We start from the raw sequence: 26828 nt of genomic DNA, 5'->3' as shown, positions 1-26828 counted from the left end.
CTGTGTCAGACAACCGAGTGCAGCTGCTGGGACCCGCCGAAGTTCGCACACTGGCGGCCGAGCTGGGCCTACGTCCGACCAAGACGTTGGGGCAGAACTTCGTGCACGACGCCAACACCGTGCGCCGCATCGTCTCGGCCGCCGGCGTCGGCGCGGACGACACGGTGCTCGAGGTCGGACCCGGTCTGGGATCGCTGACGTTGGCGTTGCTCGACGTCGTGCACGACGTCGTCGCCGTCGAGATCGATCCCGTTCTGGCAGAACGACTTCCCCGTACCGTGTCGGAGCGTGCGGGGGAGCGCGCCGATCGACTGGCCGTCGTCGGCGCCGACGCGTTGCGCGTCACCAGGGATCAGATTCCCGGCGCACCGACCGCCCTCGTCGCCAATCTCCCGTACAACGTCGCCGTCCCGGTGCTTCTGCATCTCCTGGCCCTGGTTCCGACGCTGCGCACGGCGTTGGTGATGGTCCAGTCGGAGGTCGCCGACCGACTCGCCGCACCTCCCGGCAGCAAGACGTACGGAGTTCCCAGCGTCAAGGCGGCGTACTTCGGTGACGTCCGCCGAGCGGGCGCGGTGGGGCGCACGGTGTTCTGGCCGGTGCCGCAGGTCGAATCGGGTCTGGTGCGGATCGATCGTCATGCCGATCCGCAGTGGCCCATGGACGAGGCATTCCGGAAGACGCTGTTCGCCGTCGTCGATGCGGCCTTCGCGCAACGCCGCAAAACTCTTCGTGCAGCACTCGCCGGCTGGGCCGGGTCCGCGGCGGACGCGGAGCGCCGACTCGTCGAGGCCGGGGTCGACCCGTCGGCGCGCGGTGAGACGTTGGACGCCGCGGCATTCGTCCGCCTCGCTCAGTCGTCCAGGGCGCCGGCGTAGCGACGCGCCAGCCGACTGTGCCGGTCCGCCTCGATCCGGCAGGCCTGCACCAGATCGTCCGGGCCGACGACCGTGAAGTCGACGTCGAACGCCGACAGCCAGCGCGCCATCGAGGTGTAACTGTCCGAGGTCACGGCCACCGCGCATCGCGCGTCGTCGATCGTCTCCAGAGTTCCCCACTCGGGGTCGACGAGGTGCTCGACGTCGCCGGCCGGGACGTGCAGGATCACCCGGCCACGAGCGGCGGAGAAGGCGCGATCGATGCCGCGGGCGACGAACTCGGCCGCCCCGCCCTCGGGCAGGTCACGCGGCGTGAACCGGGGGCCGGTCGGAATCTTGGTCTCCATGCGGTCCACCCGGAACGAGCGCCAGTCCTCTCGCGCCAGATCCCACCCCACCAGGTACCACCGCATCCCCGACCTGACCAGGCGGTAGGGCTCGACCTCGCGCCGCATGACGTCACCGGTGTGTGTGCGGTAGTCGAAGCGCAGGCGTTCGTGGTTCTGACATACCGTCGCAATGCCGGTCAGCACCACCACGTCGACGCGGGAGGGCACGGGTCGCGCGGACGGAAGCACGTCGATCGTCAGAGCGTCGAGTCGGTGCTGGAGCCGCGACGGCATCACCTGCCGCAACTTCGCGAGCGCGCCGACCGCCGATTCGGCCGTCCCGATCACCGACGCGGAAGCGCCGCTCTGCAATCCGACGGCCACGGCGATGACCTCGTCGTCGCTGAGCAGCAGCGGCGGCATCTCGGCGCCCGCACCGAGGCGGTATCCGCCGCCGACCCCCACGGTGCCGTCCACCGGATAGCCGAGCGATCGCAGTCGGTCCACGTCACGGCGCACGGTTCGCGGAGTGATCTGCAGGCGCTCGGCGAGATCCTGACCGGACCAGTCGCGACGCGTCTGCAGGAGGGACAGCAGGGCGAGCAGTCGGGCCGAGGTCTCACGCATGCGCCCATGATGCTCCCGATAGCGGACGAGAAGTGTCCTCTATCCGGTTCGGACCTTGTCCGTCGGCCGACTAGAGTGATATGTCGTGCTCACAGTCGTTCCGCGGCCGGTCTCGGTCCGCGCCCCCGCCAAGGTCAATCTGCATCTCGCAGTCGGTGACCTGCGCCCCGACGGCTATCACGAACTCACCACCGTCTTCCACGCCCTCTCGCTCGTCGACGACGTCTCCGTCGTCGCCGCCGAGTCGTTGTCGGTCACCGTTCTCGGTGACGACGCGGCGTCCGTGCCCACCGACAGCAGCAACCTGGCGTGGAAGGCGGCCGAGTTGGTGGCCGCTCACGCCGGCCGCGCGCCCTCGGTCGCGATCACCATCGACAAGGGAATTCCCGTCGCCGGCGGCATGGCCGGCGGCAGTGCCGACGCGGCTGCCACGATCGTCGCGCTCGACGCGTTGTGGAACCTCGGCCTGTCACGCTCCACCGTGATGGACTTCGCCGCCCAGTTGGGGAGCGACGTGCCGTTCTCGGTCTCGGGCGGCACGGCCGTCGGCACCGGGCGCGGGGAGAAGCTGCTGCCCGTCCTGTCGCGTAACTCGTTCCACTGGGTGTTGGCGCTGGCAAAGGGTGGCCTGTCCACCCCCGCCGTGTACGCCGAACTCGACCGCCTGCGTGAGCGGGGTGAACCTCCGCGGCTCGGATCGCCGGACGAGCTGATGCAAGCTCTCGCATCCGGGGATCCCGCGCGTGTGGGCCCACTGCTGGGCAACGACCTGCAGGCCGCGGCGCTGTCGCTGGAGCCGGGCTTGAGACGGACCCTGCGCGCGGGGATCGAGGCGGGCGCGATCGCGGGCATCGTCTCCGGCTCGGGTCCTACCTGCGCCTTCCTCTGTGCATCGGAGGATCACGCGGTGGAGGTGGGCGCGGAACTGTCCGGCGCCGGCGTCTGCCGCACGGTACGCGTGGCACGTGGACCGGTAAGCGGAGCGCGAGTGCGCACCGAACGCGACCAGAACGACACGAACCGGGGACAACACTGATGGCCAACCTGATCAACCTGGAGCAGGTCTCCAAATCCTTCGGCGTCAAGCCGTTGCTCGAGAACGTCTCACTGGGCGTGCAGGAGAACGAACGCATCGGAGTCGTCGGTCTCAACGGCAACGGCAAGACGACGATGCTCGAAGTCCTCGCCGGGGTGGAGCAGCCGGACTCCGGTCGCGTCAGCCGCGTCGGTGGCCTGCGTATGGCCGTCGTGACGCAGCGCGGCGTCCTCCCGCCGGGATCCACGATCGGCGACATCGTGCTGGCGCCCCTCGGAGTCGCCGAGCACGAGTGGGCCGGGGATTCGCGTATCCGCAGCGTCCTCGACGGCATCGGCATCACCGGGCTCGGGCTCGACGCACCGGTCGAACAGCTCTCCGGTGGCGAGCGTCGGCGCACCGCACTGGCGGCGGCCCTGGTCCAGGACCTCGATCTGCTCGTCCTCGACGAGCCCACCAACCACCTCGACGTCGAGGGCGTGCAGTGGTTGGCCGAGCATCTGGTGAACCGGCGCTCGTCGCTGGTCGTCGTCACCCACGATCGCTGGTTCCTCGACACCGTCGCTACCCGCACCTGGGAAGTGGTCAACGGACAGGTCGAGACGTACGAGGGCGGCTACGCGGACTGGATCTTCGCCCGCGCGGAGCGCTCTCGCCAGGCCGACGCCGCAGAGGACCGTCGACGCAACCTCGCCCGCAAGGAACTGGCGTGGCTGCGGCGTGGCCCGCCCGCACGTACCTCGAAGCCCCGCTACCGCATCGAGGCCGCCGAGGCACTGATCTCCGACGTGCCTCCGCCCCGCGATTCCGTGGCGCTGTCGAAGTTCGCGCAGACGCGGCTCGGACGCATCGTCATCGAACTCGAGGACGCCACGTTGGCGACGCCCGACGGTCGAATTCTGGTCGAGGACTTCACATGGCGCCTCGCGCCGGGCGAGCGCATCGGTCTGGTCGGGGTGAACGGATCCGGCAAGACCACCTTGCTGCGCACCATCGCGGGCGAGCTGGAACCGGCGACGGGCAAACGTATCCAGGGCACGACGGTGCGCATCGGGTGGCTCCGCCAGGAACTCGACGACCTCCCGGTGGGCATGCGGGTGCTCGAGGCGGTCCAGGATGTCGCGGAGCGAATCCAGTTGGGCGACAGAGAGATCTCGGCAGGACAGCTCGCCGAGCGTCTCGGGTTCACTCCGGCGCGTCAACGCACACCGGTCGGCGATCTGTCGGGCGGCGAGCGCCGTCGACTGCAACTGACGCGCGTCCTGATGTCCGAACCGAACGTTCTGCTTCTCGACGAGCCGACCAACGACCTCGACATCGACACGCTTCAGCAGCTCGAGGATCTGCTCGACGGCTGGGCCGGCACGATGATCGTGATCAGCCACGACAGGTACCTCATCGAGCGTGTCTGCGACTCCACCTGGGCGTTGTTCGGTGACGGCAAGCTGACCAACCTTCCGGGCGGCATCGAGGAGTATCTGCGTCGACGGGCGAAGATCGCCGCGGCCGACGACGCAGCTCCCGGCATGTCGTCCGGCGGGGGAGCGAAGTCGGCGGCAGCCAAGGGTGGCGCCGACGAGCGCGCCGCCCGCAAGGAGCTCTCCAAGCTCGAGCGCTCGCTGGTCAAGCTGGACGACAAGGTCCGCGCGCTGCACGCCTCGCTGGCCGAGTCCGCGACGGATCCGTCCACCCTGCAGTCGCTCAACGCAGAATTGCTCACCGTCGTCGCGGAGAAGGACTCCGTCGAGGAGCGGTGGATGGAGCTGGCCGAAGAACTCGGCTGACCGCTCGCGCCCGACCCGGCTCGGCCGGGTCGGGCTACTCTCGCGTTCAGGCGGTCGATCGGCGACCGCGATGTGCGGCAGGAGTGACGATGGCATCCGTCGTGTCCGAAGTCATGGGCTCGGAGTTCGAGAAGCTTCATCCGAAAGTGCAGTGGCGCTTCGGTTTCGGTGCGGACGATCATGTCGCACAGTTCGGAACCGGTGTCATGGAATCCATTTCGCACTCGGCGTTGCTTCCGCCACCGGCGCTGTGGCTCGGCGGTAAGCGCAAGATGGTGCCCTCCGGGTCCGGCACGGACATCCCGTTCACCATCGCAAATTACGCGTACACCGACGACCTGGGTCGGCCGACACTCGCGTTCGTCCGGCGCTTCCAGTTCCCCGGCCACGAGGTCGCGCTGGACTCGGTGATGGTCGTCGGCTCGCGCGGCGCGCTGGACTACATCGGGTCCGGCCCCGACATGGTCGTTCACACACAGTGTTCCGCGGATGCGGACGGCGGGTTGCAGCTCGACAGCGGCCTTCCCCGGTTCCTGGCACCTCGTGGATCGATCAAGCCGCCGGGCATCCTGTCCGCGGAGACGACCGGCCGCGAGTGGTGGGACGAGGAGCAGCAACGTCACCGCATCGACATCCAAGTGCGCGGACGCACTCTGGGACAACTGTTTCGGTACACGGGATGGTTCACCGCGACGCAGGAAACCTGCCTTCCGACCGATCTTCCGCCGGAACTGGGTCCGACGCGCACTGATCCGCGCGAGTAGGAGCGCGGAGACTGCCGTTCGAGCAGGTGGGAATTTTTCTCACAACCGTCACCAATCCCCCATGGGACCCGGATCCGAATGGTGGATGACACAACCGACAGCGGCCGGTGATCATCACCGGCGGTGAGCGGCTACAAGTTCCGTAAACGAAGGGTTTCTCGCCATGAGCGTCACCAAGAGCAAGAGTGCAGTTGCAGTCGGCTTCGCAGCAGTCGCACTCCTCGGACTGTCCGCATGTTCGTCCGATGACAGCAGCACTGCTACCGACACCGCCACGAGCAGCATGGAGTCGATGACCTCGTCGTCGTCCGCCATGTCGTCCAGCACCGCCATGAACTCCAGTGCCGATCCGGCCTCCAACCTCGTCGGCTCCGGCTGCGCCGGCTACGCCGAGCAGGTCCCGGACGGCGCCGGCTCCGTGAGCGGAATGGCTGCCGATCCGGTCGCCGTCGCTGCCTCGAACAACCCGATCCTGAAGACGCTCACCGCAGCGGTTTCCGGTGGACTGAACCCGGGCGTCAACCTGGTCGACACGCTGAACGGCTCCGAGTTCACCGTCATCGCCCCGACCGACGACGCGTTCGCCAAGATCGACCCCGCCACCATCGAGACGCTGAAGACCGACTCGGCGCTGCTGACCAAGATCCTCACGTACCACGTGATCCCCGGCCAGATCGCTCCCGACGCCATCGCCGGCGAGCAGACCTCCGTCGAGGGCCAGGCAGTCAACGTCACCGGTGAGGGCGAGTCGCTCAAGTTCAACGACTCCAACCTGGTGTGCGGTGGCGTCAAGACCGCCAACGCGACCGTCTACCTCGTCGACTCGGTCATGATGCCCCCCGCATGATCCACTCCTTCCGAGTGAATCTGCGTGACCGGTAGTACGAACAACTCTCTTCTCGACGGTCGTCCCCCGACTGTGTCCGTCGTGAAGTAGCACAAGGCGACCCGAGATTCTTCTCGGGTCGCCTTTGTGCGTGCTGGGTCGGACCGCATGTGCACACGACGAAGCCCCCGGCGTGTCGATGCCGGGGGCTTCGGTCGTATCAGGTGTGGCTGTAGATCAGCGGAAGCCCTTGGCGGGGTTCTGCAGGTCGAGGACGACCGTGGTGCCGTTGGAACGGACGTGCAGCTCGGGGCTCGCGAGCCCACCGGAGGTGAGGTACTCGCCGAGAAGCTGGAGAAGCTCGTCGGGGCCGGTGGAGGAATCCATCGGACGCGTGTCCCGGCTGGTGATCTCGTTCTGCGTCAGGCGACCGGCGATGCGGATGGACGCGATGCCCATCGCGGTGCGGCGGTCGGGGCTGGGGTGACGACCGGCGGCGAAGCTGCTGCCGTTCGACGAGCCGTTGGTGGACGAGCTGCCGCCAGGCAACGCGTGTTCGGAAATCTGATCACTGGTTGTCATGTCGACCTCACTCGGTTTCGGGGTGGCGTTCGTGGGTGTCCGGGTAGACCGATGGGCAGGTGCTTTGCCGATCTTGATGCCCGTCAAAGGCCCGCTTGATCCGTCGCTCATTGTTCGGACTACTCCTCGATCGTCTCGGTACGTGTCTCGAACAACTTCCAAGAACAAACCAGAAGTACGTTCGAACAGAAAAAAAGTACCACGAGATCGAAGTAACGCCTATATATCGCCCAAAGGACTAGATATTGCCCCAACAATGGTGAGGCGAGTTACGGAGATATCCCAAGCCGTCAGTCGGCGGCGGCAACCAGAGGCTCCAGAGTGAGCTCCGGCATCTCCTTCTGGATGTATTGCAGGCGCCACTTGTCGCTGACCAGTGCCAACAGCACGCCGTCGCTACGGGTGAAGACCTCGATGCCTCGTTGCCGCCCCAGCTCGCCTGCCGACTCCGCGTCGGTACGTCGAGCGATCGAGTACCCCAGCGGTTCCATCCGCGCTTCGACACCGAATTCCGACTTCATACGCGCTGCGACCACTTCGAACTGCATCGGTCCGACGGCAGCCAGGACGGGAGAGGCATCTCCGCGGATGTCGTTACGCAAGATCTGCACGACACCTTCCTGGTCCATCTGGTCGACCGCGCGACGGAACTGCTTGTACTTGCTTGCGCTCTCGGCGCGCAGCACCGAGAAATGTTCCGGCGCGAACGACGGAATCGGAGGGAACTCGACCTTCCGGTCCGCGTACAAGGTGTGACCGGGCGCCAGCGCTGTCGCGTTGACCAGTCCGACGACGTCGCCGGGATACGCGTTCTCCACCGTGGTGCGCTCACGGCCGAACACCGTCAGCGCGTACTTGGTGGTGAACGGCTTGCCGGTCTGGGCATGCGTGACCACCATGCCGCGTTCGAATACACCGGACACGACGCGCATGAATGCCAACCGGTCACGGTGGGCGGTGTCCATACCGGCCTGCACCTTGAACACCACGGCGCTGAACGGGTCGGTGACCTCACGCTCTCCGCCGGCGATGTCCGGCCGGGGGCCGGGCGCCGGAGCGAACGAGACCAGGGTGTCGAGGATCTGGTGGACGCCGAAGTTCAACATCGCCGACGCGAAGATCACCGGCGACGTCCGGCCGGCGAGGAACGCGTCCTCGTCGTGGTGCTGGCCGCTCTCGACCAACAGTTCGCTCTCCTCGACAGCGGTGGTCCACTCCTCGCCCTCACGCGAGGCCGCGGCGTCGGCACCCATGAATTCCTCGGGAGCGATGGTGGCGCCGCCGGCGGTGCGGGTGAAGTGGATGTACTGCTGCTCCGAGACATCGAGCAGGCCGCGGAAGTCGCCGGCGATCCCGACCGGCCAGAACAGGGGAGTGGGCGTCAGACCGATGCGCTCGTCGATCTCGTCCAGCAGTTCCAGGGGAGAGCGGCCGGGCCTGTCCCACTTGTTGATCACGGTGATCACGGGAATGCCGCGGTGTCGACACACCTGGAACAGCTTGAGCGTCTGCGGCTCGAGCCCTTTCGCGGCGTCGATCAACATGACGGCGGCGTCCACCGCTGTCAGGACGCGATACGTGTCCTCGGAGAAGTCGGCGTGCCCGGGAGTGTCCACCAGGTTGATGGTGTGATCCGCGTACTCGAACTGCAGCGCCGTCGAACTGACGGAGATGCCGCGGGCCTTCTCCATCTCCATCCAGTCGGAGACGGTCGAACGACGCCCCGCCTTGCCGTGGATCGCTCCGGCCTCGGAGATCTTGCGGGCGTGCAGGGCGAGAGCTTCGGTGAGCGTCGACTTTCCCGCGTCCGGGTGCGAGATCACGGCGAAGGTCCGACGTCGGTCCACCTCGCGCCGAAGATTCTTCGGCGGGGTGGTGCCGGTCGCGGGGACCGCGGTGGTGGTGTCGGTGTCGACGGACGGGGTGCTCACGAAGGCCTTTCTTCGGTGACCGCAGATGCCGGGTCACTGGTCGGAACGTATCCAGGGTACTCGGCCGACACGCCGAGCCCGTCCGTCCGTAACAGCGGTCACCGTAGGCCGGATGTAACAGTGGTGCGCGGACCCGGCACACACCACCGATGAAGGAGCGACGTTGAGCAAGTTCACCGAGGAGATGTACGCGACCGCGGCCACGACGGACCGAGGCCTCGTAACCGGTGAGCCGGATGCGCCCCTGCGGCAGACATGGGGAGAAATTCACACGGTCGCCCGTCGGATGGCCGGTGGGCTCGCCGCAGCCGGTGTCTCACGGGGTGACGCCATCGGCATCCTGGCCGGTCAGCCCGTCGACATCGCGCCGTCGTGCCAAGCGGCCTGGATGCGGGGCGCATCGGTGACGATGCTCCATCAGCCCACTCCCCGCACCGATCTCGCGCTGTGGGGGGAGGACACGGAAACCGTGATCCGGATGATCGACTGCCGTGCCGTCGTCCTCGGAGCCCCGTTCGACGCTGCGGCGCCCATCCTCGAGGAGCGCGGGATCACCGTGCTGACCATCGACGATCTGCGCGGCGGTGAGGACACGGACCCGGTGCACACCGACGAGTCCGACATCGCGCTGCAGCAGCTCACGTCCGGGTCGACGGGGTCGCCGAAGGCCGTCCGCATCACGCACGAGAACTTCTACGTCAACGCCTACGCCATGATCGACCGCATCGAGTACTCGCTGGACACCGATGTGATGGTCAGCTGGCTGCCGCTGTTCCACGACATGGGCATGGTGGGGTTCCTGTCCGTGCCGATGCAGGTCGGCGCCGAAGTCGTCAGCATCACGCCCATCGACTTCCTCCGCTCGCCGCTGCTGTGGGCCCAGCTGATCGACAAATACCGCGGCACCGTCACCGCCGCGCCCAACTTCGCGTACTCGTTGCTCGCACGCAGACTCAAGCAGGCGCCGGACGACACGACGCTGGACCTGTCGTCGCTGCGCTACGCGTGGAACGGCGCCGAGCCGGTCGATCCCGACACGATGCTCGCCCTCGCCGACGCCGGCGCCCGGTTCGGACTGGCGCCCACCGCGCTCGCGCCCGTCTACGGGATGGCGGAGACGACGCTGGCGGTCTCGATTCCCGTGCGCGATCGAGGTCAGGTGCTCGACGAGGTCGATGCCGATCTTCTCGAGGTGATGGGCCGCGCCGTCCCGTCGACCAAGGGCAACGTGCGCCGACTCGCGACGCTCGGGCAGATGGTGCCCAACCTCGAGGGACGCGTCGTCGACACCGAGGGGCAGGTACTTCCCCGCCGCGGCGTCGGTGTCATCCAGGTGAGAGGAAAGGCCGTGACGCCCGGCTACGTCACCGTCGACGGACCCGTCTCGGCGCAGGACGCGGACGGCTGGCTCGACACCGGCGACATCGGCTACTTCACCGAGGACGACCTGGTGGTGGTGTGCGGGCGCATCAAGGACGTCATCATCATGGGTGGCCGCAACATCTACCCGACCGATATCGAACGCGCGGTGGGCACGGTGGCGGGTGTCCGCCCCGGCAATGCGGTGGCCATCCGGCTCGACGCGGGTCAGAAGCGCGAAAGTTTCGCCGTCGCAGCGGAAACCAACGAGATCGGCGATCCTGAGGCGGTCAAGCGCATCGAGCGCGACATCGTGCACGCAGTCGTGTCGGAGGTGGGGGTGCGACCGCGAACCGTCGCGGTACTCGGCCCCGGCACCATCCCGAAGACGTCCTCGGGCAAGTTGCGACGCGCGAACTCGGCGTCACTTCTGGGCTGATCGATCAGGGGCGGTGCACGCGGTTCTGCGCGTCCTCGAGGGTCGTCTTCAGGAGCAGTTCCACGGCGTCGGCAGCCTCTTCGACGACGACCGAGACCTCGTCCCGCTCGGCCGCGGCGAAGGGCTTGAGCACGTACGCCGCGGGATCCATCCGTCCCGGCGGACGGCCCACACCGACGCGCACACGAAGATAATCCTTCGTGGACAACGACTTCGAGATCGAGCGGAGTCCGTTGTGGCCGCCCTCGCCGCCACCGAACTTGAGGCGGACGAGACCCAGATCGACGTCCAACTCGTCGTGGACGACGATGATGTCCGCCGGCGCGACCGAGAAGAACCGGGCCAGATTCGCGACGGGCCCGCCGGACTCGTTCATGTACGAACGGGGTTTGCCGAGGATGACCGGCCGATCACCCAGACGTGCCTGCAGCACATCGGAATTGCTGCGCTTGTGGGAGGAGAACGAACCTCGCATGCGCGCGGCCAGTGCATCGACCACCACGGTGCCGATGTTGTGCCGGGTGCGGTCGTACTGGGGCCCGGGATTGCCGAGTCCGATCACCAGAGCGGGCCGATCGGTCATGTCCACCAGTCACTTTCGCAGTAATCGACGACAACGGCGCGCCTTCCGAGGAAGGCGCGCCGTGAGTCGTACGAAGTAGGTCAGTTCTCGTCGGCTGCTGCGGCCTCGTCGGCTGCGGAGCTGTCCTCGACTGCTTCTTCTTCCTCGGCGGCGACGTTGCTGGCCAGGTCGCCTGCACCCTCGGCCTCGAGGGCTGCCTCGCTGGGCGCCTCGACGACGTTGACGAGGAGGAGCTCGGGATCGGAGATCAGCGTCGCGCCCTTGGGGAGCTCGACGGAGCTGGCCAGGATCTGGGTGCCGATCTCGGCGCCCTCGACGGAGACCTCGAACTGCTCGGGGATCTGCGTGGCGTCGACCTCGATCTCGATGGCGTTCGCATCGGTGGTGACCAGTGCGCCGGGGGCTGCGTCGCCGGTGACGACGACGTTGATCTCGACCGTGACCTTCTCGCCGCGACGGATGACCAGCAGGTCGGCGTGCTCGATGTAGTTACGGATCGGGTGGACGACGACCGACTTGGTCAGCGCGAGGTGCTTCTCGCCGTCGACGTCGAGCTCGACGACCGCGTTGGTGCCGTCGGCACGCAGGATCGCGGCGAAGTCGCGGGCGTTGAGCGCGAGGTGCTTGGGCTCGGTGGCGTGACCGTAGAGGACGGCCGGCACGAGGCCGTCGCGGCGGGTGCGGCGAGCTGCGCCCTTGCCGAACTCGGTGCGAGTGGTGGCCTTGATGGCATTGGTGTCGGACATGTGTGAGAGAACTCCTCGAAAGACGTGTGCGGCGGGGTACTACTCGCCCGGCGTGGACACGAACGAGGACGGCCGCTGACGACCGTGCCTGCGTCGATCACGGTGACACCCATACACGTGGACGTCACCCTCGCCGAGACAACTCGGTCGACATTACCGGACCATGGATGCCGGAGGTTAATCGGATGTCCGGACAGTGCTACCGGACCAGGGCGCGGCAGGCGTCGGCCGCCTCGTCGATCTGGTCGGGAGTCAGGAAGTAGTGGGGGGATGCTCGCACCACGGAGTCCAGTCCGCGCGCCGTCATGTCCAGCAGTGTCGACGACGCCGGGCTGACGGTCACGGTGATGTCCCGCGCTGCGAGTGCGTCCTTGACCGCGGTGGTGTCCACTCCGTCGACGGTGAACGTGACGATGCCGGTGCGGCGCTCACCCGGATCGCGGACGGAGATGCCCGCGGTGTCGGCCAGGGCGCCCCGCAGTCGGTCGGCTCGCAGTCGCACCGCCGCCTCCACCGCGTCGACACCCAGGTCGAGCAGGTAATCGACGGCGGCACCGAGACCCAGGCGCGCGGCGACGTCGTGCTCCCACGTCTCGAATCGGGTCGCGTCCGAGGCGACGGTGTAGGTGTCCGGGCCCGTCCAGGAAGCGCTGTGGAGATCCAGTGAGCGCGGCTCGAGAGTGTCGAGCACCGACTCCGCGACAGCGAGGAATCCGGTACCGCGCGGCCCTCGGAGCCATTTGCGCCCGGTCGCCGACAAGGCGTCGACACCCAGTCGGGACAGGTCGAGCGAACTCTGCCCGACCGACTGGCACGCATCCAGAACGACGAGAGCGCCGAATCGATGCGCGATGTCCGCGACCTCGCGGACGGGGTTGAGAAGTCCGCTGTTGGTCGGTGCGTGCACGAGGGACACCAGGGCCACCCGGTCGTCCATCATCGCCTCGAACGCGGCGAGGTCGATCGAACCGGACCCGTCGCTCGGGACGACCTCGACGACGGCGCCGGTCTGTCGTGCCCGCTGTAGTGCTGCGATGGCGTTGGTGGCGTACTCGACCGACGAGATCAGGATGCGATCGCCGGGTGAGAGCGGGACCGCGTAGAAGAAGTCGCACCAGGCTCGCGTCGCACTGTCCGAGAGCGCGATGCTCGACGGTGGAGCACCGACGAGCCGTCCGACGGACGTGCGCACCGCGGCCACGTCGTCCGCGCGTTCCCGCGCCGCGCGGTAGCCGCCGACCTCTTCCTCTCGTCGGAGATGGCCGATGACGGTCTCCACGACCGGGCGGGGCGGAAGCGACGAACCGGCACTGTCGAGGAAGACGCCGTGCGCGGCCGCCGGGGTATCGGCCCGGACGGCATCGATGTCGACGGTGTCGGTGGGGGGTGCTTCACTCACGCTCATCGGTACGGACAGTACCGGCGCCCGGTCGCGGGAGCGATTAGTCTCGAACGGGGCGGGGTAGAGAAGACCGGGGGCTCGGATGACGAGTTCCGTAGCGAGCGGAGGCATGCATGACGTCCACTTCTCCCGATGTCAGTTCGCGTCCGGCTGCGGAGACCTACATAGCCAGGGTGTGCTTCAAGGTGGGCCCGCCGAGGCTCATCGGCGCCGAGCTCGAATGGTTCACCCGTACGGCGACCGGAACGCGACCGTCTCTCGATAGGGTCGCCGAGGCACTGGGAGTCCATACCCCACAGTCTCTTCGGTCCGATTCGCCCGCTCTTGCCCTCCGCTCCGGAAGCATCGTCTCCGTCGAGCCGGGAGGGCAGATCGAGTTGTCCTCCGCACCCGCTGCGACCATCGATCACGTCGTGGACTCCCTTGCCGGCGATCACCGTCTCTTGGTCGATCTTCTTGCCACGCAGGGCATCACGCTCGACGGAGGCGGCGCGGATGCGGTCCGCGACCCGGAACGGCTCCTGACACTTCCTCGCTACTGCGCGATGGAACGACGATTCGAACGTCACGGCCCGTACGGGAAGCTGATGATGTGCAACACCGCCGCAGTGCAGGTCAGCATCGATGCGGGGGAGGACAGTCGCCGTATCCGGGACAGGTGGGACACCGTGCATGCCATCGGGCCGGCGCTGCTCGCCGCGTTCGCCACTACGCCGGTGCTCTACGGTGTGCCGGAGGGCAAGTGGGCGTCGCAGCGTATGCGGACGTGGTTCGAACTCGACCGCACCCGCACTCGTGTTCCGCTCGGCGTGGACCCTGCGTCGGACTATGCGCGGTGGGTGATGGACGTCCCGCTGCTCTGCGTCCGCCGCGGTGACACGTTGGTCGAGCCACCCGAGGATTCGACGTTCGCCCAGTGGATCGCCGGCGACCTCGACGAGGAGCTGGGCCGCCGTCCGACCACGGCCGATCTGGACTACCACCTCACCACGGTCTTCCCCCTCGTCCGTGCCAGCGGGCATCTGGAGATCCGGTACCTCGACGGTCAGCCGGACGGGTTGTGGGACGTGCCGATGTACGCGGTCGACGCGCTGCTCTCCACGGAGGCGGTTGCTGCCGAGGCACGAGATCTGGCCCGCCACACGATGGATCGGTGGGAGGACGCGGCACGAGACGGTCTCGCGGACACCGACATCCGGGTCGCCGCGCACGGCCTGCTCACACTTGCCGCCGACACGGCGCACGGCGCGGCAGCCGAGCGGTTGGCGGACGCGGCACACCGGTGTGCGGCCGGCCGCGCACCCACAGCGATGCTCGACGACAGCCGACAGGAGTTCTCTCGATGACCACCGACCTGACCACCGACGTGACGACCGATCGGGTCGCCCTGCGCGATCGGTTGGCCGCGATGCTCGACCGCAGCCGTGCACGGACGCTGTCCCTCACGGACTGCTTGGACGGCGACGGCCTGCGCGAGCAGGTCTCGCCGCTGATGAGCCCCCTGGTCTGGGATCTTGCGCACATCGGCAACCAGGAGGAACTGTGGTTGGCGCGGGACGTCGGCGGGTTCGACGCCGTCCGCGCGGAGATCGACGATCTCTACGACGCGTTCCGCCATTCGCGGTCCTCCAGGCCCGGACTCGACCTGCTGACTCCGGCGCAGGCGCGGGACTACGTGGACACGGTGCGAGCACTGTCTCGGAAGGCGCTGCAGCGCTGCACCTTCGAGGAGAGCAGGCTGGTCGAACACGGGTTCGTGTTCGCCATGGTCGCGCAACACGAGCAGCAGCACGACGAAACGATGCTCGCGACGCACCAACTGCGCACGGGCGCGCCGGTTCTCCACGCCCCGGAGTCGCCGGCAGCGCTCGTTCCGGTGTCCGAGGACGCCGAGATCATCGTTCCCGGCGGGCCGTTCGAGATGGGCACCAGCGACGACCCGTGGGCGTTGGACAACGAGCGTCCCGCGCATCAGGTGGACGTCCCGACGTTCGCGATCGACGCAGTCCCCGTCACCAACGGTGACTACATCCGCTTCATCACCGACGGCGGGTACGAACGCCCCGAACTGTGGTCCGAGCGCGGCTGGGCGCACCGGCTCGAGGCGGAGCTCTCGGCGCCTCAGTTCTGGACTCGCGGCGACGACGGGTTGTGGTGGCGGCGAGTGTTCGGGGAGAACAAGCAGATCCGGCCCGCTCAGCCCGTCGTGCACGTGTGCTGGTTCGAGGCCGACGCATACGCGCGGTGGGCGGGGAAGCGACTGCCCACCGAAGCCGAGTGGGAGAAGGCTGCACGGTTCGACCCGACCACCGGGACGTCGCGCCGGAATCCCTGGGGTGAGGCGGACGGCGACGAGTCGCACGCGAACCTCGGGCAACGCCACCTCGAGCCTGCCGATGTCGGCGCGTACCCCCAGGGAGCGTCGGCCCTCGGTATCGAACAGTTGATGGGCGACGTGTGGGAGTGGACGTCCTCCGATTTCGAGCCGTATCCGGGTTTCGAGATGTTTCCGTACCCCGAGTATTCGGAGGTCTTCTTCGGCGGTGACTACAAGGTGTTGCGCGGCGGGTCCTTCGGCACCGATCAGACGGCCGTCCGCGCGACGTTCCGCAACTGGGATCACCCGATCCGACGTCAGATCTTCGCGGGCTTCCGGTGTGCCCGCGACGTGGGGGCCCAGTAGCCGATGTGTCGACACCTGGGCTACCTCGGTCCACGCCGTTCCGTCGGGGACGTCGTCACCGCGGGGCCGACATCTCTGCTGACGCAGAGTTGGGCCCCGCGGGAGATGCGCGGCGGGGGCACGATCAATGCCGACGGATTCGGCGCTGCCTGGTGGTCGGCCTCCGGCGGGCGCACCGCGTCGGCATATCGGAATGCTCTCCCGATGTGGTCGGACCCGGCCGTCACCGACACCTTGACCCATATCGAATCGACGGCCGTGCTCGCCGCGGTCAGGTCCGCGACCGTCGGAATGCCCGTCGAGCGGTCCGCCTGCGCCCCGTTCGTGGACGGGCGGTGGGCGTTCAGTCACAACGGTGTCGTCGCGGGATGGCCGCACTCCGTCGGATCGCTGGCGGCGAAGATCCCGGTGGAGTCGTTGATGACGCTTGCAGCGCCCACGGATTCGGCTGTGCTGTGGGCGATACTCCGCGATCGTCTCGTCGAGAGCGCCCCGCTCGACGCGCTCACCGGACTCGTCGTCGATGTAGACGCCGCAGCGCCCGACTCGCGTCTGAACTTCCTGCTGTCCGACGGTGACACCCTGTGGGCGACGACGAAATATCACTCGCTGTTCGCGCTCTCGACCGACGACAGTGTTCTGCTCGCGTCGGAACCGCTCGACGATCGCCCGGGGTGGCACCGAATACCCGATCGTAGCGTCGTCACCGCCGCTGTCGGTTCTCTCCACGTCGACACGTTCTGACGCTCTCATCCGCACTGCTTCATCCGCACCGACACAGGAGTTCGCCATGACAGCGCCGTCACTGGACATCCACATCACCGCAGAGGACCTGCAGAAGTCCCTGCGCGAGGATGCCCTCCGCGGGCTCACCGCCACACCCAAGTGGTTGCCGCCGAAGTACTTCTACGACGCCACGGGAAGCGAGCTGTTCGAGCGGATCACCGAACTCGAGGAGTACTACCCCACGAGGACCGAGCGCGGCATCCTGGCCGAACGCGCGGCCGACATCGCGCGCATCACCGACAGCGAGGTGTTGATCGAGTTGGGGTCCGGATCGTCGGACAAGACTCGGCTGCTGCTGTCCGCCGGGCTCGAGCACGGCACTCTGCGTCGCTACGTTCCGCAGGACGTGTCACCGTCGGCGCTCACCGGGGCGATGGAGGATCTGGGCCGCGAGTACCCGACCCTCGACGTGCACGGTGTGGTCAGTGATTTCACGGACATCGCGGGCACATCGGAGCTCGGTCGAAGTGCCCTGGGCGCGTTGCCGTCCGGTGGTCGGCGCACCATCGCGTTCCTCGGTGGGACGCTGGGGAACCTGGTGCCGCAGGAACGCTCGGACTTCCTCGCCGACCTCGCACGCACCCTGAACACGGGCGAGTTCCTGCTCCTGGGAGTCGGATTGGTGATCGACCCGGCAGTTCTCGTTCCGGCGTACGACGACGCGGAGGGAGTCACCGCGCAGTTCGACCTCAACGTGTTGTCGGTGCTCAACGGGACGCTGAATGCCACGTTCGACACCGACGACTTCGAGCATGTCGCGGTCTGGGACGAGCGGAACGAGTGGATCGAGATGCGGCTGCGCTCACGGCGCGCCCACACGGTGCGGGTCGAGGAACTCGACCTCGACGTGGACTTCGCCGCAGGCGAAGAGATGCGTACCGAGATCTCGGCGAAGTTCCGACGGGAATCCATCACGGGCGAACTCGCCGCGGCGGGATTCGCCGTCGATCAGTTCTGGACGGATGCGGACGAGCGCTTCGCAGTGGTTCTCGCTCSGAGACGGAGTTTCCGTCTCGGCCCGAGCCGTCCTATGCGTTGCCGTTGAACAGGGAAGTCACGGAACCGTTCTCGAAGACCTCGCGGATCGTCTTGCCGAGCAGAGGTGCGATGGAGAGCACTGTCAGCGACGGGAACAGCTTGTCGTCGCTGATGGGCAGCGTGTTGGTCACGACAACCTCCTTGGCGCCGCACGAGGCGAGGCGCTCCGCGGCCGGGTGGCTCAGCACGCCGTGCGTGGCGGCGATGACGACATCGCCCGCGCCGGCTTCCTTGAGCACCTTCACCGCGCCGGCGATGGTGCCGCCGGTGTCGATCATGTCGTCGATCAGGATGCAGGTGCGTCCCTCGACGTCACCGACCACGCGGTTCGACTTGACCTGGTTGGGCACCAACGGGTCTCGCGTCTTGTGGATGAACGCCAGCGGTGCCCCGCCGAGCGAGTCGGCCCACTTCTCCGCGACGCGCACACGGCCGGAGTCGGGGGAGACCACGGTGATGTGCTCGAGGTTGTAGCCCTCGCGGATGTGGTCGGCGAGCTGACTGTGCGCATGCATGTGGTCGACCGGGCCGTCGAAGAAGCCCTGGATCTGATCGGTGTGCAGATCGACCGTGATGATGCGGTCGGCGCCGGCCGTCTTGAGCAGATCGGCGACCAGGCGTGCGGAGATGGGCTCGCGGCCGCGGTGCTTCTTGTCCTGGCGGGCGTAGGGGTAGAACGGCAGAATCGCGGTGATGCGCTTGGCCGATCCGCGCTTGAGCGCGTCGATCATGATGAGCTGTTCCATGAGCCATGTGTTCAGCGGGAACGGATGGCTCTGGAGCACGAACGCGTCGGAACCGCGGACGGACTCCTCGAAGCGGACGAAGATCTCGCCGTTCGCGAAGTCGCGGGCCGTCTGAGGGGTGACCTCGATTCCCAGTTCCTCGGCTACCTGCGCGGCCAGCTCGGGATGAGCGCGACCGGAGAAGAGCATCAAGTTCTTCTGGTTGTCGATCCAGTTGGCTGTGGTCACTGCTCTACTCGCCGTCCTCAATGTTGGTACTCGTGTCGTGCTCGGTCGAGCGGGCACGTTCGGCGGCATCGGCCGCCGGCGTTCCCGGACGTTTCTTCTGCACCCAGCCCTCGATGATCCGTTGTGGACCACCGGATACGGCCAGCGCGCCCGCCGGTACATCATGACGTAGGACGGTTCCGGCACCCGTGTAGGCCCCGTCGCCCACGCGGACCGGCGCGATGAACATGGTGTCCGAGCCGGTGCGCACGTGCGAACCGATCTCGGTGCGGCTCTTACCGACGCCGTCGTAGTTGACGAAGACGCTCGACGCCCCGATGTTGGAGTGCTCGCCGATGGTGGCATCGCCGACGTAGGTCAGATGGGGCACCTTGGAGTGGGCGCCGATCGTGGCGTTCTTGGTCTCGACGAACGCGCCGAGCTTGCCCTCGACTCCCAGTTCGGTACCGGGACGCAGGTAGGTGAACGGGCCGACGGTCGCGTCCGCGCCGATGATCGACTCGGAACCGTGGGTGCGCACCACCGAGGCGCCGGACCCCACGGAGACGTCGGTGAGCGTGGTGTCGGGTCCGATGACGGCGTGTTCTCCGATGGCGGTGCGGCCGTGCAGCTGGGTTCCCGGCTTCAGGACGGCGTCGCGTCCGATGGTGACCTCGACGTCGACCCACGTCGTCGCCGGATCGACGACGGTGACACCGGCCCGCATGTGACGGGCGAGCACGTGGTCGTTGAGGATGCGCGTGACCTCGGACAGCTGCACCCGGTCGTTGACCCCGCGGACCAGGGCCGCGTCGGTGAGCTGGGTGCTGAAGACGGGAAGTCCGCGGCTGCGGGAGATCTTCAGGACGTCGGTCAGATACAGCTCGTGCTGGGCGTTGTTCGTGCCCAGCGAGTCGAGCGCCACGCGCAACGACGCCGCGTCGAAGGCGTAGACACCCGAGTTCACCTCGGTGATGGTCAGTTGCTCGGGGGTGGCGTCGGCGTGCTCGACGATTTCCTGGACCCGGCCCGAGGAGTCGCGGACGATGCGTCCGTACCCGGTGGAGTCCTCGGGGACCGACGTCAGCACCGACACGGCGACGGTGTCGGGGGAGGACAGGTGATCGTGCAGCAGGGCCTGCAGGGTGTGGGCGTCCAGCAGAGGAACGTCGCCGGCGGTGACGACGACGGTGCCGTCGAAGTCGTCCGGCAGGGACGCGAGACCGCACTGGACTGCGTGTCCGGTGCCGTGCTGCTCGTCCTGGACTGCGATGTCGATGGTGCGGCCCAGAGTCTCCGCGAGGTCTCCGACCGCTGCCGCCACCTTCTCGCGATCGTGGCCGACCACCGTCACCAGATGATCGGGGTCCAGACCGTCCGCCGCGTGCAGGGCGTGCGCCAGCATGGACCGCCCACCCAGCTCGTGGAGCACCTTGGGTGTCGCCGATCGCATTCGACTACCCGCCCCCGCGGCGAGCACGACAACAGCGACCTTCGACGTCATGAATCTCCTCGAGCGACTTCGGTGGACGGACCGAACGTTTCGTTCGGCACCACCCGTGACCAGCGAGCTTCGGCTCCGCCGCCAGGATTCGAACCTGAACTATCTGAACCAAAATCAGAGGTGCTGCCATTACACCACGGCGGATGGTTGCCCCGGCCGATCGTGCGCCGAGCGCGTCGATCCTCGCACGAGAGCCCCCACTGCGTAAAACGAATCCGGGGCGGTCGTGAAACTCTTGCAGACATGACGTCGACGCCTGATGCGCCCCGCGATACCGAGCGCAGCGAGCCACGGGACAGCGCGGTCCCACCGGAACGCGCACCGAGGGTTCGCATGACCGGTACTCAGCGCAGAGCACAGCTGATCGAGATCGGTCGGGCCCTGTTCGCCGAGCGCGGCTACGAGGCGACGTCCATCGAGGAGATCGCCCAGCGCGCGCAGGTGTCCAAGCCCGTCGTCTACGAGCACTTCGGCGGTAAGGAAGGCCTGTACGCGGTCGTGGTGGATCGAGAGATGTCGACTCTGTTGTCGATGATCACCTCCTCGCTCACCGAGAACAGGTCCCGCATCCGTGTCGAGAGGGTGGCGTTGGCTCTGCTCACGTACGTCGAGGAACGCAGCGACGGATTCCGGATCCTGGTCCGCGACTCCCCGGTGGCGGCGGCGGAGGGGACGTACTCGAGCCTCCTCAACGATGCGGTCGGGCAGGTAGGTCACATCCTCGCCGGCGATTTCTCCCGACGCGACATCGATCCCGCCAATGCCCAGCTGTATGCGCAGGCATTGGTCGGAATGGTCTCCATGACGGCTCAATGGTGGCTGGACGAACGGTCGCCGTCGAAGGAGGTCGTGGCCGCTCATATCGTGAACCTGTGCTGGAACGGGCTGACGAATCTGGAGCCCGATCCCCGCTTGGGGAGCTGAAAGCGCGGGTATCATCGGTGGTAGCGACGATGGACCGACGTCGTGGTCGTGACGACACGACACTCGGACTCCTGGACGAGTGCCCGTGGGCCGTAGTGGTCCAGTGGTACCGTTCTCGCGTTGTTCACGGATTCATTGCCCCAAACTTTCGAGGCGGAACGCATGGTTAGACAGGCACGCGCCGAGATCACACGCGACACGGTGCTCGCGGGGGCAGCCCATGTCTTTCTGCGTCTCGGTTACGCCAATGCCAGCCTCAGCGAGATCATTTCGCAGTCGCAGGTCACCAAGGGCGCGCTCTACTTCCACTTCGGGTCGAAGGAAGAGCTGGCTCGCGCCGTCATCGACGAGGGTGTCAAGCGCCTCACCGTCGCGTGCCGTGCTCTCGACGACGGCCGCATTCCCGCTCTCGAAGCGGAGATCGGCGTCTCGTACATCACGGTCGACCTCGCGGTCACCGATCCGATGGTGTCGGCCATGTTCCGGCTCAAGCACCAGATCGGCGACTACCGCGGCACCGGTGAGAACGTCATGGAGGGGTGGTCGGAGTACCACACCGGTCTGGCTCGCCGCGCGATCGACGAAGGTGACCTCGAACCCGACCTCGACCCCGTGACCACGGGAATGCTGTTCCTCGAGGTCATCGTCGGCGCGCACATGGTTGCCGTGGCCACCGACAGCACCAAGGAGCTGTCGTCCCGTATGGAGCGGCTCTGGCACTACCTGCTCCCGTCGCTGGTTCCCGCACGCAAGCTCGATTACTTCCGCGAGTTCGCCGCGCGCCGCGTCCTCCGCTACGGCGCCTGACACCTCGCCGGTCGGAGTTGTCGGCCGCACCTCCTAGAATCGGGAGTGAATCGTCGCCGTCGGGTTGCCGCCCTCGAGGGGTGTCCGCACCTCGGCTCGATCACGTCGTCTTCTCGTCAGGAGTTCTGCTGGTGTCCTCGCCGTCCGTTCATGATTCCGCCGCTACGTTGGCCGGTGGCAGTATGTCGGGCCTCCTCGAGTGCGCGCTGCGTGACTCGTCTCTGACCCGGATCGTCGAGATGTCGGGGAGGCCGACGGCCACCCTCGTCGCACCCACACCCGCCCGAGCCTTCATCGCGGCGGCGATGGCGCAGACGACGCCCGTCCTGCTCGTCACCGCCACCGGTCGCGAAGCGGACGACCTGACTGCAGAGCTCACCGAGATGGTGGGCGGTGCGGTCGCGCAGTTCCCGTCGTGGGAGACGCTGCCGCACGAGAGGCTGTCGCCGGGCGCCGACACCGTCGGACGTCGCATCGAGGTGCTGCGCAGGCTCGCCCGTCCCGACGACGCCGACTACGGCGTCCCTCTGAAGATCATCGTCACCACGGTTCGCTCGGTCCTGCAGCCCATGGCGAAGGGACTGGGGGAGATCGAGCCCATCGGGCTGCGTGTGGGCGTCGAGATCGACTTCGAGGATCTGCAGAAGCGCCTGGTCGAACTGGCGTACACGCGCGTCGACATGGTGGGCAAGCGCGGTGAGTTCGCGGTGCGCGGCGGCATCCTCGACCTGTTCTCCCCAACGGCGGACTACCCGGTCCGCATCGAATTCTGGGGCGACGAGGTCACGGACGTCCGCGCCTTCGCGGTCGCCGACCAGCGGTCCATTCCCGACGTCGAGGTCGATTCGGTCATCGCCCCGCCGTGTCGGGAGATGATCCTGGACGAGGCCGTCCGTGAGCGCGCCGCTCGTCTGGCCGCCGACAACACGAGCGACGCCGCGCTGGTGGAGATGCTCGAGAAGATTTCTGCCGGCGTCCCCGTCGAGGGCATGGAAGCACTGCTTCCGGTCCTGAAAGCCGGTGGACTCGAACTTCTCACCGACGCCCTGCCCCCGGGCGCCCACGTCCTGGTGTGCGATCCGGAAAAGGTCCGCACTCGCGCCACCGACCTGGTGCGCACCGGCAAGGAGTTCCTCGAGGCGTCGTGGACGGCCGCCAGCATCGGCGCCCACGCACCCCTCGACACCAGCACCCTCGACACCAGCAACCTCGATGCCGACGGCACCGAGGCGACGTCCGACCTGCTCGACCTCAGCGCGTCGGCGTACCGCTCGCTCCGCCAGGTCCGCGAGACCGCCGACGCCGCCGGTCGTCCGTGGTGGACCGTCGGCCCGATGGCGTCGGGCAGCGACGAGGAGATCGTCCTCGACGTGGACGCCGCACCGGACGTCCGAGGGTCGGAGGAAGCGCTTGCGACTCTCTTCCAGATGTTCACCGCGCACATGGCCGCGGGTGGACGCGTCGCCGTCGTCGTCGCCGGGGCAGGAACCGCGCAGCGCACCGTCGAGCGTCTGAAGGAAGCCGGCGTTCCCGCGGTGCACCTCGACGCAGGAGCGCAGCCGGGACCCGACGTCGTCGGCGTTCTCTGCGGGTCTCTGCACTCCGGCCTCGTTCTTCGCGACGCCGCTCTGGTCGTGGTCACCGAGGCGGATCTCACCGGCAACCGGGTCGCCGCCGCCGGTGACGGCAAACGACTCCCGGCCAAGCGTCGTAACCAGGTCGACCCGCTGGCGTTGACGTCGGGGGACATGGTGGTGCACGACCAGCACGGCATCGGCAGGTTCGTCGAGATGGTCGAGCGCGTCATCGGGGGTGCACGCCGCGAGTACCTGGTCGTCGAATACGCACCCAGCAAGCGGGGTCATCCGGGTGACCGGCTGTTCGTGCCGATGGAGTCGCTCGACCAGTTGTCCCGCTACGTCGGCGGGGAGATGCCGAGTCTGAGCAAGCTGGGCGGCTCGGACTGGACCAATACCAAGCGCAAGGCGCGCAAGGCAGTTCGCGAGATCGCGGGTGAGCTGGTGCAGCTCTACGCTGCCCGTCAGGCCGCGCCGGGTCACGCGTACGGTCCGGACACTCCGTGGCAGAAGGAGATGGAGGACGCGTTCGCGTTCACCGAGACGGTCGATCAGATGACGGTCATCGCCGAGGTGAAGGCCGACATGGAGAAGGCCGTCCCGATGGACCGCGTCGTCATCGGCGACGTCGGCTACGGCAAGACGGAGATCGGTGTGCGCGCCGCGTTCAAGGCAGTGCAGGACGGCAAGCAGGTCGCCGTCCTGGTGCCCACCACGTTGTTGGCGCAGCAACACCTGCAGACGTTCCACGAGCGCATGGCCAACTTCCCGGTCACCGTGAAAGGCCTCTCCCGCTTCTCCGATGCCGCCGAGTCCAAGGAGACGCTGGCCGGCCTCGCCGACGGCACCGTGGACATCGTCGTCGGCACGCACCGGTTGTTGCAGACCGGAGTGCAGTGGAAGGACCTCGGGCTGGTCATCGTCGACGAGGAGCAGCGGTTCGGCGTCGAGCACAAGGAACACATCAAGGCGCTGCGGACGCACGTCGACGTGTTGACCATGTCGGCCACCCCCATCCCCCGCACACTCGAGATGAGCATGGCGGGCATCCGCGAGATGTCGACCATCCTCACTCCTCCGGAGGAACGCCATCCGGTGCTCACCTACGTCGGTGGTTACCAGGAGAAGCAGGTGGCCGCCGCGATCCGTCGTGAACTCCTGCGCGACGGTCAGGTGTTCTACGTCCACAACCGGGTCAGCAGCATCGACAAGGCGGCCGCGAACATCCGGCGGCTCGTTCCCGAGGCCAGGGTCGTCGTCGCACACGGACAGATGAACGAGGACGCACTCGAGAAGACGGTGCAGGGATTCTGGGAGCGCGAGTTCGACATCCTGGTCTGCACCACGATCATCGAGACCGGCCTGGACATCTCCAACGCGAACACGCTGATCGTCGAGCGCGCCGACTCGTTGGGGCTCTCGCAGCTGCACCAGTTGCGCGGCCGAGTGGGACGTAGTCGCGACCGCGGGTACGCCTACTTCCTGTATCCGCCCGAGAAGCCGCTGACCGAGACCGCGTACGACAGGCTCGCGACCATCTCGCAGAACTCGGACCTCGGCGCCGGTATGGCCGTGGCGATGAAGGACCTCGAGATCCGCGGTGCCGGCAACGTGCTGGGCGCCGAACAGTCGGGTCACGTCGCGGGAGTCGGCTTCGACCTGTACGTGCGGCTGGTCGGCGAGGCTGTCGAGGCGTATCGCGCCGTGGCCGACGGCCGACCGGTCACGACCGACGAGGCGCCGAAGGAGGTGCGCATCGATCTTCCGGTTGACGCGCACATCCCGCCCGACTACGTCACCAGCGACCGTCTGCGACTCGAGGCGTACCGCAAGCTGGCGGCCGCCCAGAACGACGCCGAGATCGGCGCCGTCATCGACGAGCTCACGGACCGCTACGGACCGGTGCCGGCCGAGGTGGTCCGACTGGTCGCGGTCGCAGTGCTGCGGATCCTGTGCCGCTCCTACGGCATCGTCGACGTGCAGATGGCCGGGACGATGGTGAAGTTGGCGCCGATGGACCTACCCGACTCCAAGCAGATACGGTTGAAGCGGCTCTATCCCAGCGCGCAATATCGGGCGACCACCGGCACGGTGCAGATCCCGATTCCGCGCGTTGCCGGTGGTGGAGTCGGTTCGGCCCGCGTTCGCGACGAGGAACTGCTCCAGTTCGTCGCCGACGTGCTGCTCGCGATGGACGGGCAGCCCGCGGGCTCCGTACGAGTCGAGCAACCGATCGGGGTGTGAACGCAGATGACAGTGCTGCTTCTGGATCCCCTCCGTCCGACCATGGTGCCGGTCGCAGCGGTATCGCTGCTGGACAAGCCCGTGGGGTTCACCGAGGAAGTTCCGGTGTCCATCCGCTGGCGTCTGACGGGCTTCACGTCCGCCGGAGACCAGGACCAGCCCGAGGTGCTCATCAGCACCAGCCGGGACAACCCGGACGTGCAGGAACGCATCACCCGCGGTGAGGACGTCATCGAGGTCCCCGTTCCCAAGGGCGGCAATCTCGCCGAGGCCGTCTTCATCATCGACAAGTTGCGGTCCCTCGGCGGGTGGGAGGCGCAGCAGACTCACGAGACTCTCCGGACCTACCTCCTCGAGGAGACCTACGAACTTCTCGACGCCATCGAGTCCGGTGATTCCGACGCCATCCGGGAGGAGCTGGGCGACCTGCTGCTGCAGGTGCTGTTCCACTCACGCATCGCTCGTGACGGCGGGGACGACGCGTTCGACATCGACGACGTCGCATCGACGCTGGTGACCAAACTGACCCATCGCAGTCCGCACCTCGACGACACGTCCGGAGCGCCCGTGGACATCGTGGCGCAGGAGAAGGCGTGGGAAGAGCGCAAGGCCGCCGAGAAGGCCCGGGCGTCGTGCCTCGACGGCATCGCCATGGCTCAACCGTCGTTGGCGTTGGCTCAGCAGGTGGTCACGCGTGCTGTCCGGGCCGGACTGCCCAAAGATTTCGTTCCGGACCACATGCTCGAGGTGCGCATCGACATCACGGACGAGCACGGTGGTGCCAGCGCCGAGGACACCCTGCGGCGCACCGTCAACGAGTTCGTCGCCGACGTCCGTGCCGCCGAACGTGGCGCGGCGATGGACGGCGTCCGGTCCGCCGAGATGGATGCGAGAGCGTGGTCGAAGTACTGGCCGGGCACGGACATGTTCGGCCGTCCGCTCGCCGCCACCGGAACGGACGACGCTCGGATCGCGGCGTCGCACCATCGCCCGCCGGCGCAGGGGAGTGCCGCCACGCGGTAGCGC

General features: G+C 67.4%; 22 protein-coding genes and 1 tRNA gene. 14 read left to right on the top strand and 9 right to left on the bottom strand.

What is annotated here, in order from left to right:
• Positions 1–2: 2 nt before the first annotated feature.
• The gene (rsmA, locus tag ASG64_RS03425; RefSeq protein ID WP_042574782.1) at positions 3–878 is read left to right on the top strand and encodes a 16S rRNA (adenine(1518)-N(6)/adenine(1519)-N(6))-dimethyltransferase RsmA; all 876 of its coding nucleotides are present in this window, start codon (positions 3–5) and stop codon (positions 876–878) included.
• Here rsmA and ASG64_RS03420 read toward each other — a convergent pair.
• On the bottom strand, positions 854–1834 hold the full coding sequence (locus tag ASG64_RS03420) for a helix-turn-helix transcriptional regulator (RefSeq protein WP_056070057.1): 981 nt from the start codon (positions 1832–1834) through the stop codon (positions 854–856). The two genes, rsmA and ASG64_RS03420, sit on opposite strands and share 25 nt — an antisense overlap.
• 85 nt (positions 1835–1919) lie before the next feature.
• On the opposite strand from ASG64_RS03420, the gene ASG64_RS03415 reads away from it, so the two are divergent.
• The 4 genes from ASG64_RS03415 (at position 1920) to ASG64_RS03400 (ending at position 6265) form a co-directional block, all read left to right on the top strand.
• Positions 1920–2870: a 4-(cytidine 5'-diphospho)-2-C-methyl-D-erythritol kinase gene (locus ASG64_RS03415; RefSeq protein WP_056070054.1), complete on the top strand. Its 951-nt coding sequence runs from the start codon at positions 1920–1922 to the stop codon at positions 2868–2870.
• Positions 2870–4654 carry an ABC-F family ATP-binding cassette domain-containing protein gene (locus ASG64_RS03410; RefSeq protein ID WP_042574785.1) on the top strand — a complete coding sequence of 595 codons (1785 nt, stop codon included), beginning with the start codon at positions 2870–2872 and terminating at the stop codon, positions 4652–4654. The genes ASG64_RS03415 and ASG64_RS03410 overlap by 1 nt, the downstream gene beginning before the upstream one ends.
• An 89-nt stretch (positions 4655–4743) precedes the next feature.
• Positions 4744–5418, top strand: a complete 675-nt coding sequence (locus ASG64_RS03405) for a DUF4166 domain-containing protein (protein WP_056072582.1) — start codon at positions 4744–4746, stop codon at positions 5416–5418.
• 163 nt (positions 5419–5581) lie between these two features.
• The gene (locus ASG64_RS03400; RefSeq protein WP_042574786.1) at positions 5582–6265 is read left to right on the top strand and encodes a fasciclin domain-containing protein; all 684 of its coding nucleotides are present in this window, start codon (positions 5582–5584) and stop codon (positions 6263–6265) included.
• 216 nt (positions 6266–6481) lie between these two features.
• On the opposite strand, the gene ASG64_RS03395 is transcribed toward ASG64_RS03400, so the two are convergent.
• A complete protein-coding gene (locus ASG64_RS03395) occupies positions 6482–6826 on the bottom strand; it encodes a hypothetical protein (RefSeq protein WP_231568686.1) in 345 nt (114 codons plus the stop codon).
• 290 nt (positions 6827–7116) lie between these two features.
• Complete coding sequence (locus ASG64_RS03390) at positions 7117–8757, bottom strand: peptide chain release factor 3 (protein WP_042574788.1); 1641 nt, start codon at positions 8755–8757, stop codon at positions 7117–7119.
• A 163-nt stretch (positions 8758–8920) separates the two neighbouring features.
• Between ASG64_RS03390 and ASG64_RS03385 the strand changes: the two genes are divergently transcribed.
• Positions 8921–10555, top strand: a complete 1635-nt coding sequence (locus ASG64_RS03385) for a fatty acyl-AMP ligase (RefSeq protein ID WP_056070052.1) — start codon at positions 8921–8923, stop codon at positions 10553–10555.
• Between the two features lie 4 nt (positions 10556–10559).
• Here the strand turns inward: ASG64_RS03385 and pth are convergent, their stop codons facing one another.
• From pth to ASG64_RS03370, 3 genes are all read right to left on the bottom strand, one after another.
• Positions 10560–11138, bottom strand: a complete 579-nt coding sequence (pth, locus tag ASG64_RS03380; RefSeq protein ID WP_042574820.1) for an aminoacyl-tRNA hydrolase — start codon at positions 11136–11138, stop codon at positions 10560–10562.
• 80 nt (positions 11139–11218) lie between these two features.
• A complete protein-coding gene (locus ASG64_RS03375) occupies positions 11219–11884 on the bottom strand; it encodes a 50S ribosomal protein L25/general stress protein Ctc (RefSeq protein WP_042574790.1) in 666 nt (221 codons plus the stop codon).
• 199 nt (positions 11885–12083) lie between these two features.
• The gene (locus ASG64_RS03370; RefSeq protein ID WP_235579679.1) at positions 12084–13283 is read right to left on the bottom strand and encodes an aminotransferase class V-fold PLP-dependent enzyme; all 1200 of its coding nucleotides are present in this window, start codon (positions 13281–13283) and stop codon (positions 12084–12086) included.
• Between the two features lie 116 nt (positions 13284–13399).
• On the opposite strand from ASG64_RS03370, the gene egtA reads away from it, so the two are divergent.
• From egtA to egtD, 4 genes are read left to right on the top strand one after another with little or no spacing between them, the layout of a single operon-like run.
• Positions 13400–14632, top strand: a complete 1233-nt coding sequence (gene egtA, locus ASG64_RS03365; protein WP_056070048.1) for an ergothioneine biosynthesis glutamate--cysteine ligase EgtA — start codon at positions 13400–13402, stop codon at positions 14630–14632.
• The gene (egtB, locus tag ASG64_RS03360) at positions 14629–15969 is read left to right on the top strand and encodes an ergothioneine biosynthesis protein EgtB (RefSeq protein ID WP_056070045.1); all 1341 of its coding nucleotides are present in this window, start codon (positions 14629–14631) and stop codon (positions 15967–15969) included. Before egtA ends, egtB begins: the two co-directional genes overlap by 4 nt.
• A gap of 3 nt (positions 15970–15972) precedes the next feature.
• Positions 15973–16713 carry an ergothioneine biosynthesis protein EgtC gene (egtC, locus tag ASG64_RS03355; RefSeq protein ID WP_056070044.1) on the top strand — a complete coding sequence of 247 codons (741 nt, stop codon included), beginning with the start codon at positions 15973–15975 and terminating at the stop codon, positions 16711–16713.
• Positions 16714–16759: 46 nt separating this feature from the next.
• A complete protein-coding gene (egtD, locus tag ASG64_RS03350) occupies positions 16760–17800 on the top strand; it encodes an L-histidine N(alpha)-methyltransferase (RefSeq protein ID WP_056070041.1) in 1041 nt (346 codons plus the stop codon).
• On the opposite strand, the gene ASG64_RS03345 is transcribed toward egtD, so the two are convergent.
• From ASG64_RS03345 to ASG64_RS03335, 3 genes are all read right to left on the bottom strand, one after another.
• Positions 17784–18728 (bottom strand): ribose-phosphate diphosphokinase, encoded by a 945-nt coding sequence (locus ASG64_RS03345; protein ID WP_042573052.1) that lies wholly within the window; start codon positions 18726–18728, stop codon positions 17784–17786. The genes egtD and ASG64_RS03345 overlap by 17 nt on opposite strands.
• Before the next feature lie 43 nt (positions 18729–18771).
• Entirely contained in the window at positions 18772–20250 is a 1479-nt protein-coding gene (gene glmU / locus ASG64_RS03340) for a bifunctional UDP-N-acetylglucosamine diphosphorylase/glucosamine-1-phosphate N-acetyltransferase GlmU (RefSeq protein ID WP_056070038.1), read from the bottom strand.
• 73 nt (positions 20251–20323) lie between these two features.
• Positions 20324–20394, bottom strand: a tRNA-Gln gene (locus tag ASG64_RS03335).
• Between the two features lie 189 nt (positions 20395–20583).
• On the opposite strand from ASG64_RS03335, the gene ASG64_RS03330 reads away from it, so the two are divergent.
• The 4 genes from ASG64_RS03330 to ASG64_RS03315 all read left to right on the top strand — a co-directional run bounded on the left by ASG64_RS03330 (position 20584) and on the right by ASG64_RS03315 (position 26825).
• Positions 20584–21174 carry a TetR/AcrR family transcriptional regulator gene (locus tag ASG64_RS03330; protein ID WP_042572981.1) on the top strand — a complete coding sequence of 197 codons (591 nt, stop codon included), beginning with the start codon at positions 20584–20586 and terminating at the stop codon, positions 21172–21174.
• A gap of 162 nt (positions 21175–21336) precedes the next feature.
• Positions 21337–21981 (top strand): ScbR family autoregulator-binding transcription factor, encoded by a 645-nt coding sequence (locus ASG64_RS03325; RefSeq protein WP_042572982.1) that lies wholly within the window; start codon positions 21337–21339, stop codon positions 21979–21981.
• 182 nt (positions 21982–22163) lie between these two features.
• The gene (mfd, locus tag ASG64_RS03320; RefSeq protein WP_056072576.1) at positions 22164–25802 is read left to right on the top strand and encodes a transcription-repair coupling factor; all 3639 of its coding nucleotides are present in this window, start codon (positions 22164–22166) and stop codon (positions 25800–25802) included.
• Between the two features lie 6 nt (positions 25803–25808).
• Entirely contained in the window at positions 25809–26825 is a 1017-nt protein-coding gene (locus ASG64_RS03315; protein WP_082042842.1) for a MazG family protein, read from the top strand.
• Positions 26826–26828: the final 3 nt, after the last annotated feature.

It is taken from the genome of Rhodococcus sp. Leaf247 (assembly GCF_001426185.1).
Classification (GTDB): Bacteria; Actinomycetota; Actinomycetes; order Mycobacteriales; family Mycobacteriaceae; genus Rhodococcoides.
This window is presented reverse-complemented; position numbering and strand designations above follow the sequence as displayed.